Annotated in this window: 16 protein-coding genes; 10 read left to right on the forward strand and 6 right to left on the reverse strand. The window is 71.0% G+C overall.

Annotated features, from left to right (window positions below; translation table 11 throughout):
• Positions 1–91: 91 nt before the first annotated feature.
• From J8M50_RS36645 to J8M50_RS36670, 6 genes are all read left to right on the forward strand, one after another.
• Complete coding sequence (locus tag J8M50_RS36645; protein WP_010353207.1) at positions 92–1,438, forward strand: ferredoxin reductase family protein; 1,347 nt, start codon at positions 92–94, stop codon at positions 1,436–1,438.
• 10 nt (positions 1,439–1,448) lie between these two features.
• Positions 1,449–2,183 carry an FMN-binding protein gene (locus J8M50_RS36650; protein ID WP_010353208.1) on the forward strand — a complete coding sequence of 245 codons (735 nt, stop codon included), beginning with the start codon at positions 1,449–1,451 and terminating at the stop codon, positions 2,181–2,183.
• 3 nt (positions 2,184–2,186) lie between these two features.
• Positions 2,187–2,918, forward strand: a complete 732-nt coding sequence (locus tag J8M50_RS36655) for an FAD:protein FMN transferase (protein WP_010353209.1) — start codon at positions 2,187–2,189, stop codon at positions 2,916–2,918.
• A 277-nt stretch (positions 2,919–3,195) separates the two neighbouring features.
• On the forward strand, positions 3,196–4,350 hold the full coding sequence (locus tag J8M50_RS36660; protein ID WP_010353210.1) for an ABC transporter ATP-binding protein: 1,155 nt from the start codon (positions 3,196–3,198) through the stop codon (positions 4,348–4,350).
• Entirely contained in the window at positions 4,347–5,054 is a 708-nt protein-coding gene (locus J8M50_RS36665) for an ABC transporter permease (RefSeq protein ID WP_010353211.1), read from the forward strand. The genes J8M50_RS36660 and J8M50_RS36665 overlap by 4 nt, the downstream gene beginning before the upstream one ends.
• A complete protein-coding gene (locus J8M50_RS36670; protein WP_010353212.1) occupies positions 5,051–5,719 on the forward strand; it encodes an ABC transporter permease in 669 nt (222 codons plus the stop codon). Before J8M50_RS36665 ends, J8M50_RS36670 begins: the two co-directional genes overlap by 4 nt.
• Before the next feature lie 55 nt (positions 5,720–5,774).
• On the opposite strand, the gene J8M50_RS36675 is transcribed toward J8M50_RS36670, so the two are convergent.
• The 5 genes from J8M50_RS36675 to J8M50_RS36695 are packed head-to-tail and all read right to left on the reverse strand — an operon-like array spanning position 5,775 to position 10,393.
• On the reverse strand, positions 5,775–6,182 hold the full coding sequence (locus tag J8M50_RS36675; protein ID WP_010353213.1) for a RidA family protein: 408 nt from the start codon (positions 6,180–6,182) through the stop codon (positions 5,775–5,777).
• Positions 6,183–6,219: 37 nt separating this feature from the next.
• Complete coding sequence (locus tag J8M50_RS36680; protein WP_010353214.1) at positions 6,220–6,819, reverse strand: GTP-binding protein; 600 nt, start codon at positions 6,817–6,819, stop codon at positions 6,220–6,222.
• Positions 6,806–7,234 carry a DUF742 domain-containing protein gene (locus J8M50_RS36685; protein ID WP_010353215.1) on the reverse strand — a complete coding sequence of 143 codons (429 nt, stop codon included), beginning with the start codon at positions 7,232–7,234 and terminating at the stop codon, positions 6,806–6,808. The genes J8M50_RS36680 and J8M50_RS36685 overlap by 14 nt, the downstream gene beginning before the upstream one ends.
• A 37-nt stretch (positions 7,235–7,271) precedes the next feature.
• On the reverse strand, positions 7,272–7,778 hold the full coding sequence (locus tag J8M50_RS36690; RefSeq protein WP_010353216.1) for a roadblock/LC7 domain-containing protein: 507 nt from the start codon (positions 7,776–7,778) through the stop codon (positions 7,272–7,274).
• The gene (locus J8M50_RS36695; RefSeq protein WP_010353217.1) at positions 7,775–10,393 is read right to left on the reverse strand and encodes an ATP-binding protein; all 2,619 of its coding nucleotides are present in this window, start codon (positions 10,391–10,393) and stop codon (positions 7,775–7,777) included. Before J8M50_RS36695 ends, J8M50_RS36690 begins: the two co-directional genes overlap by 4 nt.
• A 416-nt stretch (positions 10,394–10,809) precedes the next feature.
• Here J8M50_RS36695 and J8M50_RS36700 point away from each other — a divergent pair, with 416 nt between their 5' ends.
• From J8M50_RS36700 to J8M50_RS36715, 4 genes are all read left to right on the forward strand, one after another.
• The gene (locus tag J8M50_RS36700; RefSeq protein WP_029183787.1) at positions 10,810–11,766 is read left to right on the forward strand and encodes an ABC transporter substrate-binding protein; all 957 of its coding nucleotides are present in this window, start codon (positions 10,810–10,812) and stop codon (positions 11,764–11,766) included.
• A 5-nt stretch (positions 11,767–11,771) separates the two neighbouring features.
• Positions 11,772–13,334 carry an aromatic amino acid ammonia-lyase gene (locus tag J8M50_RS36705; RefSeq protein WP_010353219.1) on the forward strand — a complete coding sequence of 521 codons (1,563 nt, stop codon included), beginning with the start codon at positions 11,772–11,774 and terminating at the stop codon, positions 13,332–13,334.
• A gap of 255 nt (positions 13,335–13,589) precedes the next feature.
• On the forward strand, positions 13,590–13,997 hold the full coding sequence (locus tag J8M50_RS36710; RefSeq protein WP_029183788.1) for an ankyrin repeat domain-containing protein: 408 nt from the start codon (positions 13,590–13,592) through the stop codon (positions 13,995–13,997).
• 133 nt (positions 13,998–14,130) lie between these two features.
• On the forward strand, positions 14,131–15,432 hold the full coding sequence (locus tag J8M50_RS36715; protein WP_010353221.1) for an MFS transporter: 1,302 nt from the start codon (positions 14,131–14,133) through the stop codon (positions 15,430–15,432).
• Here J8M50_RS36715 and J8M50_RS36720 read toward each other — a convergent pair.
• On the reverse strand, positions 15,412–16,239 hold the full coding sequence (locus tag J8M50_RS36720) for an Lrp/AsnC family transcriptional regulator (RefSeq protein WP_010353222.1): 828 nt from the start codon (positions 16,237–16,239) through the stop codon (positions 15,412–15,414). The genes J8M50_RS36715 and J8M50_RS36720 overlap by 21 nt on opposite strands.
• Positions 16,240–16,250 lie beyond the last annotated feature (11 nt).

The following is a 16,250-nucleotide window of genomic DNA, read 5'->3' on the forward strand; positions in this document are numbered from 1 at the left end:
CGATAATTAGTTGAAAGTCTTACGACAGGGTATCGACAGCTCCCGGCGGCGAAGCTCGTGTCCTGAGAACCCGATCGAGGAGTCCCAGCCCGTGACGACCGTCCAGCAGTCTCCCCCCACACCCGCCGCCACGGGTATCCGTCCGAAAGTCGTGGCCCGCACCGGCCTGTACGCCCTGCTCGCCGCGAACGTGGCCGCCGTCGCGTACTTCGCCGCCGACGCCGGGTTCGGCTCCAACGCGCTGATCGTGCTCGGCCGCTTCACCGGCCTGTACGCGTCCCTGTTCATGGCCTTCCAGCTCCTGCTGGTCGCCCGCCTGCCCTGGCTCGACCGCCGGATCGGCATGGACCGGCTGACCAACTGGCACCGCTGGACCGGCTTCGGCCTCCTGTGGACCCTCGTCGGGCACGTCGTCTTCATCGCCTTCGGCTACGCCGACCTCGCCGGGACGATGGACCCGGTCAACCAGATCGTCAACCTCGCCGAGACCACCGAGGGCGTCCTGCGGGCCGTCGTCGCCTGGTTCCTGATCCTGGTCATCGGCGGCGCCTCCGCCCGCTGGGCCCGCCGCCGCCTCGCGTACGAGACGTGGCACTTCATCCACCTCTACACGTACGTCGCCGTCGTCCTCGCCTTCACCCACCAGGTCGCGATCGGTACGACCTTCACGGCCTCGTCGGCGGCAACCGCTTACTGGTACACGCTCTGGGGTGCCGCGCTCGGCTCCGTCGCGCTCGGCCGGCTGATCCTGCCCCTGTGGCGCAACTGGCGGCACCAGCTGCGCGTCTCGGAGGTCGTCCCCGAGTCCGACAACGTCGTCTCCGTGCACATCACCGGCCGCGACCTCGACAAGATGCCCGCGCAGGCCGGCCAGTTCTTCCTGTGGCGCTTCCTCACGAAGGACCGCTGGTGGCAGGCGAACCCCTTCTCCCTGTCCGCCGCCCCCGACGGCCTGCGCCTGCGCCTCACCGCCAAGGCGGCCGGTGACGGCTCGGCGGGCCTGCGCCACATCAAGCCCGGTACCCGCGTCTTCGCCGAGGGCCCGTACGGCGCGTTCACCGCGCTGCACCGCACCCGCACCGACGCGCTGCTCATCGCGGGCGGCGTGGGCGTCACCCCGATCCGCGCCCTCATGGAGGACCTGACCGGGCACGCCGTCGTCATCTACCGGGTCGGCTCCGAGCGCGACGCGGTCCTGTACGACGAGCTGCGCGACCTCGCGCACGCCAAGGGCGCCGAGCTGCACCTCGTCACCGGCCCGCCCGTCCCCGACCGGCTCGCGCCGCAGGGGCTCGCCGCGCTCGTACCGGACATCGCCGAGCGGGACGTCTTCCTGTGCGGGCCGCCTCCGATGATGAACGCGGTCCTCGGCACGCTGCGTGAGCTGGACGTGCCGAAGCCGCAGATCCACTTCGAACGCTTCAGCCTGGCGGGATGAGAGAAACACCGTGAAACGAGCAATTCCTGTTCTTGTCCTGTCCGTTGTCGGGCTGGTGCCGGTCTTCCGGTACGTGCCGGGCGTCGCGTCCTCGTCGGCCGGCAATAGCTCTGCGGCCTCTGCGCCTTCTTCTTCGGGTGTTGCGGGAACCGTTTTCTCCGGTACGACCATCCCGACCGAGAAGGGGGACGTCCAGGTACAGATCACGTACCAGGGCGGGAAGATCAGCGCCGTCAAGATGCTGAAGCAGCCTGATCATCCGCAGACGACGGCCGCTGTGCCGAAGCTGGTGGCGGCGACGCTGAGTGCGCAGAGCGCGGACGTCGATACGGTGTCCGGGGCGACGATCACCAGTAACGGTTACAAGAAGTCGTTGCAGGCGGCGATCGATGCGCATGCGGCTTCTGTTTCTTCCGGGGCTTCTGCTGGGGCCGCTGCTCCTTCCGGGGCTTCTGCTGGGGCTTCCTCTGGGGCTGCCGCCTCTTCGTCGAAGGTCGTCGACGGGCCCACCGTCGGGACCGAGAAGGGTGATGTCCAGGTCCAGGTCACCTTCGACGGGGACGCGATCAGCGCCGTCAAGATGCTGAAGCAGCCGAACCATCCGCAGACCACGGCCGCCGTGCCGAAGCTCATTGCCGAGACGCTCGACGCGCAGAGCGCGGACATCGACACCGTGTCGGGTGCGACCATCACCAGTGACGGCTACAAGGAGTCGTTGCAGGCCGCGATCGACGCGAAGGGCTGAGCTGTGCACCGGGTCGAGCACGTCATGGGGTTTCCGGTCTCGCTGCGGATCGACGACGAGGAGGTTCCCGGGGGTCTCGGGGACGCCGTCTTCGACTGGCTGCGCGAGGTCGACGAGCGGTTCAGCCCGTTCAAGCCCGGCAGCGAGGTCTCGCGGTACGGGCGGGGCGAACTGTCCGACGGGGAGCTGAGCGCGGACCTCGTCGAGGTGCTCGGCCTGTGCGAGGAGTACCGGGTCGCCACGGGCGGGGCCTTCGACGTCCGGTTGCCCGGACGGGACTTCGACCCGTGCGCCGTGGTCAAGGGGTGGTCCGTGCAGCGCGCGGCCGAGCTGCTGACCGGCGCCGGGGTGCGGCGGTTCTGCCTCAACGCCGGGGGCGACGTCGTGGTGCGTGGCGGGCCCTGGCGGGTGGGGGTGCGGCATCCCGAGGTCGCCGATCAGCTGTGCGCCGTACTGGAGTTGAGCGAGGGGGCGGTGGCCACGTCCGCGCGGTACGAGCGGGGGGACCACATCATCGACGGGCGTACGGGGTTGCCGGCCGCCGGGCTCGACAGCCTGACGATCGTGGCGCCCTCGCTGACGCTGGCCGACACGGTCGCCACCGCCGCCTTCGCCATGGGGCGTGCGGGGGTCGAGTGGGCTGCCGGGCGGGAAGGGTGCGAGGTGTTCGCCGTGGTGGCGGGTGGGGAAGTGCTGCGTACCGCTGGGGTGCCTGTGGTGCCTGCGGTCGCGTGAACGGGTGCGGGAACGGGTGGGCCGCCGGATCGACTCCGGCGGCCCACCCGTCTGTCCGGGGTGGGCGCACCGTGAGAATCAGCGGACTCGCAGGTGTGCCGCAGGAGGTTCGGGGCAGACGCCCAGCGACGCCCGCCGGATCGCGTCTCGTATGGCGAAATTCAGACAGTGGGCCCATTGAAGAGATGCAACACAAGCGGTCTACACTCTCCCCGCAACGGCCCGACACGCGTCGGCAGCGGGCTGATTCGGCCAGACCCGAAGGGTGTTCGGCGTTTTGATACGGATAGATTCAGTCACCAAGCGGTACCCGGACGGCACCACAGCCGTCGACCGGCTCTCCCTGGAGATACCGGACCGCGCGATCACCGTCCTGGTCGGCCCCTCGGGCTGCGGCAAGACCACCACGCTGCGGATGATCAACCGGATGGTCGAGCCCAGCGAGGGCACGATCTCCATCGACGGTGTCGACACGCGTCAGCAGCCGGTCAACACCCTGCGCCGGGGGATGGGTTACGTCATCCAGAACGCCGGTCTCTTCCAGCACCGCACGATCCTCGACAACATCGCGACCGTGCCCCGCCTGTTGGGCGTGAGCAAGGCCGAATCCCGGGACCGCGCGCGGGAGTTGATGGGCCGCGTCGGACTCGACGCCACGCTCGCGAAGCGCTACCCGTACCAGCTCTCCGGCGGCCAGCAGCAGCGCGTCGGCGTGGCCCGCGCGCTCGCCGCCGATCCGCCCGTCCTGCTGATGGACGAGCCGTTCTCCGCCGTCGACCCCGTCGTCCGCAAGGGCCTCCAGGACGAACTCCTGCGCATCCAGGGCGAGTTGGGCAAGACCATCGTCTTCGTCACGCACGACATCGACGAGGCCGTGAAGCTCGGCACGATGGTCGCCGTGCTGCGTACGGGCGGCAAGCTCGCGCAGTTCGCGCCCCCGGCCGAGCTGCTCTCCGACCCCGCCGACGCGTTCGTCGAGGACTTCCTCGGCGCGGACCGGGGCATCCGGCGCCTGTCCTTCTTCCCCGCCGCGGGGCTGGAGTTGAGCACCGGCCCGGTCGTCGCCGTCGACTCCAGCGCCGAGCAGCTCGCGGCAGCGGCGGGCGCGGGGGCGCCGTACCTCCTTGTAACGGGCATGGACGGCAAGCCACTTGGTTGGGGCGAGCCGGGCAAGCTGGTCGCGGGGCAGATCGACGCCGGTCAACTCCTGTCCTGCGGGCGCCCGTTCGTCGCCGGGACCGACTCGCTGCGGGCCGCGCTCGACTGCGCCGTGCTGTCGCCGACGGGGTGGGCGGTCGGCGTGGACGCGGAGGGGCGGGTCGCCGGGGTGGTCTCGCAGCAGGCCATCGGGGAGGCCATTCGCGGGGCGCACGAAGAGAGCGCCACCGAGGGTGCCGGCGCATCCGCCTCGGAGCCGAAGGTCCTGCGGTGAGTTACTTCGACGGCTTCTTCGACATCCCCAGCGACCTCCAGCACAGCTGGCTCGGCCTCATCGGCCTCCACCTGCGCGAGGCGCTGCTCCCGGTCCTCGCCGGGCTCGTGATCGCGCTGCCGCTCGGGCAGCTCTGCGTACGGCTCAAGTGGCTGTACCCGCCGGTGCTCTGGGTGACGACGATCCTGTACGCGATCCCGTCGCTCGCCTTCTTCGTCGTCCTCATCGACTACACCGGCATGACCGAGCTGACCGTGATGATCCCGCTGACGGTCTACAGCCTCGTCGTGCTGGTCCCGGCGATCGTCGACGCGGTGCGGTCCGTGCCGCAGGAGACGCTCGCGGCGGCCACCGCGATGGGCTTCGGGCCCGTACGCCGGTACATCCAGGTGCAGTTGCCGATCGCCGTGCCCGCGATCATCGCCGGGCTGCGCGTCGCCGTTGCCTCCAGCATCTCCCTCGTCAGCGTCGGCACGCTCATCGGCAACCAGGGCGCGCTGGGGAACCTGCTGCACGACGCGAACATCTACAACCGCCCCGAGCTGGCCTGGAATTCGGTGCTGACGTCGGCCGCGCTCGCGGTGATCGTGGACGCGCTGCTGGTCGGCCTGCGCACCCTGCTCACGCCGTGGATGCCGAAGAGCGGCTCACGCCGTCCGAGGCCCGAGACGGTTCCCGCCGCACTGGAGGACGCTGTCCGGTGAACGTCCTGCACTACATCAGCAACTTTTTCGAGAACGACGCCAACTGGAGCGGCTACGCGGGGATTCCGACGCGGCTGTGGGAGCACGTCCAGTACTCGCTGGAGGCGCTCGGGTACGCCGTCGTCGTCGGACTGCCGATCGGCCTCGTCACCGGGCACTTCGGACGGGGCGGCAACGCGCTCGCGTTCGTCGCGACGGCCGCCCGCGCGCTGCCGACGTTCGGGCTCCTCGTCCTTGCCACGATGATCATCGGCTTCGGCATGCTGCCGGTGATGATCCCGCTGGTCATCCTCGCCGTCCCGCCGATCCTCGTCACCACGTACGAGGCGATGCGCTCGGTCGACCCGGCCCCCGTGGACGCCGCGCGCGGCATGGGCATGGGGGAGATCGGCATCCTCTTCCGCGTCGAACTCCCCGTCGCCCTCGGCCTGATCCTCAGCGGCATGCGCTCGGCGGCCATCCAGATCGTCTCGACGGCCACCATCGCCGCGTACGTCGGCCTAGGCGGCCTCGGCCGCTTCATCATCGACGGCCTCTACCAGCACGACTACGAGAAGGTCGTCGGCGGCGCCACCCTGGTCGCCTTCATGGCCCTCGCGACGCTGGGCCTGTTCTGGGCGGTGGCACGGTTCGCGGTGTCGCCGGGGGTGCGCCGAAGCGCGTAGCAACCGGTTGCAGCAACAGAGGGCGGTACCTCCCGGTACCGCCCTCTGTGCCGTCTCAGACCGGCCGTACGGCGACGGCGTCGACCTCGAACAGCATCCCCGGCAGCGCGAGCGAGGCCACGCCGTTCAGGGTCTGCGCCGGGAGGCGGTCGCCGAAGCGGGCGTGCAGGACTTTGCCGAGCGCCTGGAGCTTGTCGGCGTCGTGGTCCACGACGAACGTACCGAGCCTGACGACGTGCTGGAGACCGAGGCCGACCGCCGCGAGCGCCGACTCCAGCCGCGTGAAGGCGAGTTCGGCCTGCGTCGCGAAGTCGCCGGGGACCGGGGAGCCGGTCTCGTCGGAGGCGTACTGCCCGGCGACGAAGACGAGTTCGCCGGGCGCCGAGACGACATGGCTGTAGCCGAACGGGGTCGGGTCGTGCAGGGCCGGCGGGTTGGTGATCGTACGGACGTCGTTGCTCATGTCCGGGCCAACCCCCGCCGCTCGCCCGGCTATTCCCTCAGCCCTCCGTACGGGCCAGCGCCTGTTCCAGGACGATCAGCAACGCGTCGCGTACCGAGCCCCGTTCGCGGGCGTCGAAGACCAGGAGCGGGACGCCGTCCGTGACGTCCAGGGCCCAGCGGACCTCGTCCAGGGTGTGTTCGACCTTGCCGTCGAAGGCGTTGATGGCGACCGCGAAGGGGATCCGGCGGTGCTCGAAGTAGTCGACGGCCGCGTAACAGTCGTCCAGGCGGCGGGTGTCGACGATGACGAGGCCGCCGATCGCGCCCTCGACGATGTCGTCCCACATGAAGCCGAAGCGCTCCTGGCCCGGCGTACCGAACAGGTAGAGCTTCAGCGTCGGGTCGATGGTGATGCAGCCGAAGTCCATCGCGACCGTGGTCGTCGTCTTGCGCGGCGTGTGCGACAAGTCGTCGACCCCCGCCGCGACTTCGGTGATCGCCGCCTCGGTGGTGAGCGGCTCGATCTCGGAGATCGAGCCGACGGCGGTGGTCTTGCCCACCCCGAAGCCGCCCGCGATCACCAACTTCACCGGCAGCGGCGGCCGTTCGACGGCGACCGCGCCGACGGCGCTGGTGAACGGTTCAGTCGGAGTCACGGAGTACCCCCCGGGAGTCGGGGATGGCCCGCAGGCCATCGATAACCCTGCGCAGGACGGACGCGTCATGGATCGCGCCGGAGTCCGGTACATGCACCGTCAGATGACCTGCCGCGCGCAGATCCTCGGCGAGGACCCGCACCACGTTCAGATGCAGCCGCAGCCGCGCCGCGATCTCCGCGATGGACTGCGGCCGACGGCACGCGGCGATGATGTCGTGCTGTTCGAAGGAGAGCCGGTCGAGGACGGCGAGCCCGCCAGCCGTGGCCACCACCTGCGTCTCCACGGGCATCGCCCGCGCGGACGCGGCCGACCCGGCCACCCGGCCGGCGGTGACCAGGAACGGCCGCACGGCGGAGGGCGGACGCGCCGCGCCGTCCTCTCCGGCGCCCTGCGGGGTGCGCCCGTCCGCCATCTTCGCCTGCTCTTCTCTTCTGGCGTACCGGCCGGTGTCAGCGGGTCCGGCTCGGACGCCGGCCCTGCTGGCTCTGCTTGGCGGCGCCCACGGTGTTCTTCAGCTCAAGGACCAGCTGCGGGCTGAGCGCGCTGCCCGCCCGGTTCGCGAACACCGTCATCTCGTAGGCGATGTTGCCGAGCTTCGCCTCCTTGTCGGTGACGACGCCGAGGACCGCGCCGCTGCCGACCGAGGAGACCAGCACATGGCCGCCCTCCAGGTCGATGATGACCTTGTTCAGCCCGCCCAGACCGTAGTTGCCGGAGGCCCCGGCGGCCAGCGAGGTGATGCCGGAGACGATCGCCGCGAGCCGCTCGGAGTCCGCGTGCTCACGCAGCTCGGAGACGGCTATCAGCAGTCCGTCCGAGGACACGGCGATGGCGTCGACGACGCCCGCGGTCTCGGTGGCGAAACGATTGAGCAGCCAGGTGAAGTCGGCTGCGGCGGCCCGCAGATCGGTCGGCGTGGCCTCACCCGCGGGGGTGTCACCTGTCGACGTGCTCACTGCTCGGCTCCTTCCGGAAGGTGTTTCTGGTGGTGCATGGGGTTCCGGTCGTCGGTGGGGGGTCGGCGGCTCGGCACATCGTCGTGCGTAAACGCTTTCTGTTTCGTTTCCGGACCATTCTCTCCGGAACGGACCCCTCCGGTGAAGGGGGCCGTGGTCTCCGCCGTATCGGCGTTCGCACGCGCCACCGCCTCCTCGAACTCGTCCAGCGTGTCACGGACGGCGTCCGCGTCGGCGGGACGGGAGGCACGCGCGCCCTGCTGCGCGGCGGCGTCCACGGTCGTCCGCAGGGTCGCGCCCCGCACCCGCCGCTTGAGCGGCCTCGGACCGTCGGCCGGTACGGGCTCCTCCGAGCGGGCCCGGGGGATGAACGGGGCGGGGGCCTCGGCGGGTTGAGTGGTACGGCGGGGCAGCGTGGGGTCTTCGGCACCGGCTTCGGTGAGTGGTGAAGTCCGGTCGGGAGACGCGCCGTTGAGGCCGGGCGCGTCGAGCGGGAGCGGGGTCGTGGAAACCGGCTCCGCGCCATGTCCGTCGTCCGTCCCCACAGACCTCTCCGTGCTCGTTCGTCCCGCCTCCCCGGCACCTGCCCCCGAACTCCCGCGGGAAACCAGGGGCCCCGGCGCGACCACCGGCGGCTCCTCGCCGCTCAGCGTCAGCAACAGCGTCGACGGCAGCGCCACTTCGGCGGTGAGACCGCCACCGGGCGTACGGGAGAGGGTGACCTCGATCTCCCAGCGCCGCGCGAGGGCGCCGACGACGAACAGGCCGAGCACCTTCGTCGGTACGAGGTCGAGCCGCTCGCGCCGCACCAGCCGGGCGTTCTCCTCGGCCAGCCGCTCGGCGCTCATCCCGAGCCCGTGGTCGACGACCGTGATGGACGCGCCCTCGGAGTGCGTGCGGACGGCGACCTCGACCGGCGAGTCGGCGGGCGAGAACGACACCGCGTTCTCCAGGAGTTCGGCCACCATCAGCGTGAGGTCGCCGATGATGTCGGGCTCGATCATCACCTCGGACGCGGCCCGCAGTTCGACGCGCTGGTACCCCTCGATCTGCCCGAGCGCGGCCCGCACGACGTTGGTGAGCGCGGCCGGCCCCGAGTCGAGGACGGTCTCGCGGATCCCGGCGAGCAGCATCAGGCTGTCGGCGTTGCGGCGCAGACGGACGGCGATGTGGTCGATGGAGTAGAGGCGTTCGAGCAGCGCCGGGTCGGTCTCGCCGCGCTCCACCGCGTCGATCAGCGTGAGCTGACGGGTCGTCAAGTTGCTGACGCGGCGCCCCACGTTGCCGAACATCTCGGCGACGTTGCGACGGCTGAGGACCTGACGCTCCAGCAGCGCGGCGGCCGTCGTCTGGACGTTGTTGAACGCCTCGGCCAGCTCACCGATCTCGTCGTTCGCCGTGACCGGCAGCTCACGCAGGCGCGGCGAGCCGCTCTCCTCCGCGTCGTCGTCGGCGACACGCGCCAGCTCCCGCCCGGCGACGTCCGCGACCTCGCGCGCGGCGCCGGTCAGAGCCAGCACCGGCCGGACGACCGAGCGCCGGACCAGCACCGAGAACGCGATCCACAGGATGAACCCGATCACCGCGAGGTTCAGCAGCAGCGTGACGCGCCAACGGGCGCTGCTCGCCGCGTCGTCGGCGCGGTCGGCGATCTGGCCGATCAGGGAGTCGGTGATCTTCAGCCGGTTGTCGGCCTGTTGCTGGTAGTCGCCGTACGCGCTCAGCGCCTGGCGCAGCGAGGTGCGCAGCGCGGCGGTCGTCGTCGCCTGCAACGAGCTGGGGTCGACGGAGAGTTCGGCGTAGTGCTGGTCGATGGCGGCCTGCGCCGTGTTGTGCTCGATGCCGCCGAGCTCGTCGGACTGCGCGGCGGTCGCGAACCGGTTGAACCGGTCGGTCTGGTATGTGTACACCTCGTAGGCGCCGACCGCGCCGGTGAACTCGATGAGCGCGTTGCTGTCCCCGGTCAGCGCCGAGAACACGCCCGTCTCGAAGGCGCCGTGCGCCGCGTCCGCGCGCAGCAGGGAGTCCAGCAGGTTGCCGGTGAACGTCGTCGCCAGTGCCGAGTTGCGGTCCAGGCCGAGGCCGTCGATGAGGGCGCGCGCCGCGCCCGTGTACGCCGGGTCGATGTTGTCGGCGGGCAGATAGCCCTGCTCGATCGTCGACCTGAGCCCCCCGAGGCCCTCGATCTCGCGCAGCGCCTGGGACTCGCCGGCCGGCAGCCGCCCGCCGAAGGCGTCGCGCACCGTCGTCACCTGGTTGTCCACCTTGACCTGCGCCACCCGGTAGGGGTCGGCCGAGGGGGTGCCGCCGTCGAAGGACGCCTCGTGACGCACCGACAGCAGGATCGCCTGCTGGTGCTCGGCCTCCACCAGCGAGACCAGCTTGGCCACTTGGGCGCTGTCGCGCACCAACTGGGCGGCTTCCTCGGCCCGTTGGGACTCCTGGAGCAGGTCCGTGATCACGTACGTCAGCAGGACGGCGATCACCGCGAGCGGCAGGCCGACGAGGACGTTGAGCTTGCGCTGGAAGGGCCACCGGTCGGCGAGGGCCCGCAGCCCACGAGGGCCGGGCGCTGGGGCCGGCCGGGTGGGCGCGTCCACCTCGTTCGTGGACACCGGGCCTCCTTCATGGCGGGTGGTGCACCGCGCGCGACGCACACGGATGGCCGGTTTCGATCGGTCCCCGATTCTGTCCGACTCCGATCGAGCCGACGACCGATGCGTACCGCTGGATGACCGATGGGTGATCGACGCCGACTGCGGCGAGGCTATCGCTTCTGTGAAGGGACGGGCACATCGCCCTGGGTCAAGAATCCATTACGAAGCGACGCCGACCACAACCAGCCACGTACACAAGCGGAACGACAAGCGGAGCCCGGGAAATCGACGGGTATCGTTTACACAACTTCTCTTGACTGCCGAAGAACTGGCTGGCTTGGATCGAGAGACCTCATTCGAGGGACCCCCAGGCGCGTCGCCGGGGGGTCTTCAGGCGTATCGCCTCCTCTCCCCCCAAGTCGGAAACGGGAACAGTGACTTCTACCGCCCATCCCCGCAGATCCCTCCGTCAGCACCCCGGCGCGGCAACGGCCGTGCTCGCCGCGGCGACGGTCCTGCTGGCGGGATGCAGCTCCGACGACACCAGCAGCAACCCGCTCGACGGGGGCGGCTCGGACGGCAAGTCGGTCGTCGTGGGGTCGAACAACTTCGCCGAGAGCACGCTGCTCGCCGACATCTACGGCGAGGCGCTCAAGGCCAAGGGGATCAAGGTCTCCTACAAGCCCAACATCGGCAGCCGCGAGACCACCTACGGCCTGCTCAAGAACGGCTCGATCCACGTCCTGCCGGAGTACAACGGCTCGCTGCTGGCCTACCTCGACGCCAAGGCCACGCAGACCTCGCTGGAGACCGTGAACGCGGCGGCCAAGGCCAAGCTCGACTCCAAGCTGACGCTCCTGGAGTCCTCCCCGGCCGAGGACAAGGACTCCGTCACGATCAACTCGGAGACCGCGGCGAAGTACAGCCTCACCGCGGCCTCGACCCTCGCGGACCTCAAGGACATCGCCCCCGACCTGATCCTCGGCGGCTCGCCCGAGTTCCAGACCCGCCACCAGGGCATGCTCGGCCTGGAGTCGGAGTACGGGCTGAAGTTCAAGTCCTTCAAGGCACTTGACGCGGGTGGCCCGCTCACGCAGGCGGCGCTGAAGAAGAACACCGTGCAGGCGGCGGACATCTTCACGACCGACCCGACCATCCTCAAGGAGAAGTTCGTCGTCCTCCAGGACCCGAAGAACCTCTTCGGCTTCGCGAACGTCACGCCGCTCGTCTACAAGAGCGCGCTCTCCTCGGAGGGCGTCGCCGCCCTCAACGCGGTCTCCGCGAAGCTCGACACGAAGACGCTCCTCAGCCTCGACCTCCAGGTCCAGCTGGAGAACAAGGACCCACTGGACGTCGCCAAGGCGTGGCTGAAGACTGCCGGCCTGGACTGACCCGCTTGGACACCACCGACCTGACCCGGGTGCCCGCCTCGCGCGCGGACACCCGGGTCGTTCTCACCGGATCCTCCCTCACCGCACGGGAGTTGATCGCCCTCGCGGACGGCAGCGCGCCCCTGGACGTCGCCCCCGAGGCCCGCGAACGCGCCGTACGCTCCTGGCTGACGGCCCGTCAACTGGCTTCCGCCGGACGGCTGTACGGCCGCGCCACAGGCGTCGGCGCCAACCGCTCCGTCCCCGTGGCCACCGCAGACGAACAGGCCCACAACCTCCGCCTCCTGCGCAGCCACGCGGGCGGCGCGGGAGCGCTGCTGCCGGCCCGCCAGATCCGCGCGATGCTCGCGATCCGCGCGAACCAACTCCTCGCCGGGGGTGCGGGAATACAGCCCGCGATCATCGATGCGCTCGTGGAGGCGTTGCGGCTCGGGGTGCATCCGGCGGTGAACGAGTACGGGGGGTTGGGGACCGGGGATCTGACGGCGTTGGCGCAGACGGGGCTGACGCTGATAGGTGAACGGCCGTGGATCGGGGGCGGGTTGGAGGGTGAGGGGGGTTTCGGGGCGGGCTCGGTGTCGGGGGCCGTGATCGAAGAGGCGGCGGCCCGGCCGGAGTTCGCCGACCATCCCGCGCCCGTCGCCCTTCAACCCGGCGATGCTCTTGCCCTGTTGAGCAGCAACGCTCTTGCCCTTGCTCAAGCCGCCCTTGCCTGGCGTGAGTTGGACGTTCTGCTGCGGGCCACTCATGTCGTCGCCGCACTTTCTCTCGCCGCCGTGTCCGGGTCGGCCGAGGCGTATGCCGCTCCCGTGCATGCGTTGCGGCCGTACGTCGGGGCCGCGCGCGCTGCCGGGGAGGTGCGGCGGCTGCTGGGGTGGCCGGATGTGCCGGTCGTGGCCGCGCGGCGAGTGCAGGACCCTTATGGGTTCCGGGCGTTCCCGCAGGTGCATGGGTGTGCGCTGGACGCTGGGGACCGGGTGCGGGAAGTCGTCGAGGTCGAGGTCAACTGCCCGTCCGAGAACCCCTTGGTGGACCCCGACGCGCTCACCGCCTACCACCACGGCGGGTTCTTCGCGGCGCCCCTCGCGCTCGCCCTGGACGGCCTGAACCTGGCCCTGCTGAAGACGGCCCAGCTCTCCACCGCCCGCCTCTCCGCGCTCGGCCACCCCGAACTCACCGGCCTCGCCCCCTTCCTGGCGGACGGCCCGGCGAGCAGCTCGGGGACGATGATCCTGGAGTACACGGCCAACTCGGCGCTCGCGGAGCTGCGTTCACAGGCCGTCCCCGCCTCCTCTGGGCACGCCGTGGTCTCCCTCGGCCTGGAGGAGGCCGCGAGCTTCGCGGGCCAGTCCGCGCGCCAGTCCCTGCGGGCGGCGGACGCGTACACGACCCTCGTCGCCTGCGAACTGGTCAGCGCGGTCAGGGCACTTCGGCTCCGGCCGACCCAGCCGCCGACCCCGGCCTTCACGACCGCCTCGGCCGCGCTGCCGACCGGCACGGACGACCGGCCGCTCACGGCGGACATCGCGGCGGCGGCCGAACTCCTCCCGACGCTGGCCGAGTTGTGAGCTGAGTTGTGGCGCACCCCTCGGCGTGGGGTAAGGTTCGATCACGAGCTGGCCGCCGAACAAGGCGGAACAGAACGCGCGTTGGTGGTCCAAGGAAAGACGTCCCGCTTCCTGCGGGGAGATGCAAGTGCAAGGCTTGCCCGGCGCTCAAGAAGAGAACCCGTCCCGGTTGGGGCGGGTTTTCTGCTGTCTGCGTGAGCGAGGCCGAGAAAATCCGGAAGCGCATCCGGAACCCGCCGCCTAATCTCCTCCCCGATGAACAGAAGACGCCAGAAAAAGCTCACCCGCCGCCTGATGAGCGCGGCTTGGGGCGAGAACGGCTCCCGGGTCGCCGCGCTCCTGAAAGCCGGCGCCGACCCCCGGGCCCGAGATGCCGAGGGCACCACGCCCCTGTACGCGGCGAGCGTCCACGGCAACACCGAGGCGGCCCGGCACCTCCTGGCCGCGGGCGCTCCGCCGGACGAGGAGAGCGCGGGCCTCGGCGCCGAGGGAACTCCCCTGTGCGCAGCCGCCAGTTGGGGCCACACCGAGACGGTGCGCGTCCTCCTCGCGCACGGCGCGGACCCCGGCCTCCGGGAGGACCACGGCACCGGCCTCACCCCGCTGGAGTGGGCGAGGGCCGGGAACCACGCCGAGACGGTCGCCGCCCTGTCGGAGGCGTGAGCTTTCCCCGCATGCGGGCACCGGCGTGGAGGAAATCACCGATTCCCGCGCCCGCGCTGGAGCCCGCGTGGACCTCTCCCCGAATCTGACGCGAGCCGTCACCCGACGCGCGCCGTCCCCGGGGAGAAACCGCATGAGAACGCTTGCTGCAACACGTCGTCCCGCCCTCGTCGCCCTCCTGATCGCCGAGGCCATGAACCTGCTCGACGCGACCGTCGTCCAGGTCGCCGCCCCCGTCGTCCACACCGACCTCGGCGGCCCGGTGTCGGACGTGCAGTGGTTCACCGCCGCCTACACCCTGCCCTTCGCCGTCCTGCTGGTCCTCGGCGGCAGGCTCGGTGACATCGTGGGCCGGCGCCGGGTCTTCGTGACCGGCGTCGCCGCGTTCGCCGCAGTCTCGGCGGGGTGCGCGCTCGCGCCGTCCGCCGGGGTCCTGATCGGCCTGCGCGCGGTGCAGGGCGCGGCGGCGGCAGCCGTCGTACCGCAGACCGTCGGGCTCATCAAGGCGATGTTCAGCGGGCCCGAACTGCCGCGCGCGCTCGGCTGGATCGGGCCGGTGATGGGGCTCGCGGGGGTGTGCGGGCCGCTGCTCGGCGGGGTGCTGACGCATACGGTGTCCTGGCGGGCCGCGTTCCTCGTGAACGTGCCGCTCGCGGTGGCCGTGCTCGTCCTCGCGCGGGCGCTGCCCGAGGACCGCGTTCCGGCCGGGCCCGGTCTCGATCTCACCGGCACGGGGCTCCTCGCCCTCGGGACCGGGTTGGTCGTGCACCCGTTGATCGGTGTGTCCGGGGTGAGTTGGGGGTCGCTGGCTGCCGGGGCCGTCGTCCTGGCGGTCTTCGTCCTGCACCAGCGCCGTACGCCGAAGCCCCTGCTGGAACCCAGCCTGTTCACCCAAAGGGCTTTCCCCGCCGCCCTGTTCACCTCCACGGCCTTCTTCGCCGTGACCGGCGGGCTGACGACCGTCGTCGTGCTCCATCTCCAACTCGGCCTCGGCAGAGGCGTCCTGGCGTCGTCCCTGGCCCTCGCGCCCTGGTCCCTCGGACTCGCCGTGGCCTCCTGGGCGGCCGGTGCGCACCTCGTGCGGCGGTACGGGCGGCGGATGATGCCCGTAGGGCTCGGCGTGCTGATCGCCGGGGTTCTGGGGGCACTTGTGGTGCCGTTGCCGGTCGGGCTCGCGGTGGTCGGGGTCGGGGCGGGGTTGTTCACGCCCGCGTTCTTCACGCTCGCGCTGTCGTCCCTGCGGCCTCAGGAGACGGGGTCGGCGGCGGGGCTGCTGAACGCCGTGCAGCAGCTCGGGGCGACGCTCGGGGTCGCGGTGCTGGGGCGGGTGTATCTCGACGGGACGTTCGAACTCGCCTTCCTCGCCGGGGCGTTGGTGATCGGCGTGAGTGCGGTCGGGGTGTGGGGGATGGGCTCAGCGACGCGGCGGGCGTAGGGCCAGGGACGGGCTCGCCCACTTGAGGGTGCGCAGGACCGGGCCCGCCTCCAGGGCGTCGATCGCGTCCAGGGCGCCCAGTCTGCGCGTGAGGTAGTGGTGGAGGTCGGCCGGGTCGCGGCACAGGGCCTGGGCGACCAGGCTCGTGGGGCCGGTGGCCGAGGCGAGGAACGCCAGCTCGTCGTGGGCCGACAGGGCCGACGCGACCTCGTCCACGCGGGACGGGCGTACCGACAGCCACAGCAGGGCGCGGGTCGCCACGCCGAAGTGCGCCGCGTCGATCTCCACGTCGAAGAACAGGCCGCCGCCCGCGCGGAGTTCGGCCAGACGGCGAGCCACGGTGGCCGCCGTCCAGCCGGTCGCCCCGGCCAGGTCCGCGAGGGAGGTGCGGCCGTCCTGCATGAGCGCTGCGAGCAAGTCCCGGTCGGCGTCGGTGATCTGACGGGGAGTCGCCTCCGACTCCGGTTCCCTCAGGGCCTGTTGCTGGTCGGCGTCCAGGGTGTCCGCGCTGCGGCGCCAGTTCGCCGGGCCGCCGACGTACGTGTGCAGGAGCAGGTGCGCGGAGACCGAGGTGACGCCGGCCGTGCGCGGAACGTCGTGCAGGAGAAGGGAGTTGGTGTCCTGCGCGTCCGTCGGGGCGTGGACGACCGCCACGATCTCCGTGCCGCCCGAGACCAGCTTCACCCACGACGTGTCTCGCCTGCGGACCAGCGCCGCCGCGAGGTCGCGTACGGAGGCCGGTGTCGCCGTCAGCCGTAGCAGCCACTGGGTGCGGCCCGCCGTGTGCGGGTCCGCCAGGCCCACCACCCTGAGACCCG

The organism is Streptomyces acidiscabies, assembly GCF_020010905.1.
Lineage (GTDB): Bacteria > Actinomycetota > Actinomycetes > Streptomycetales > Streptomycetaceae > Streptomyces > Streptomyces acidiscabies.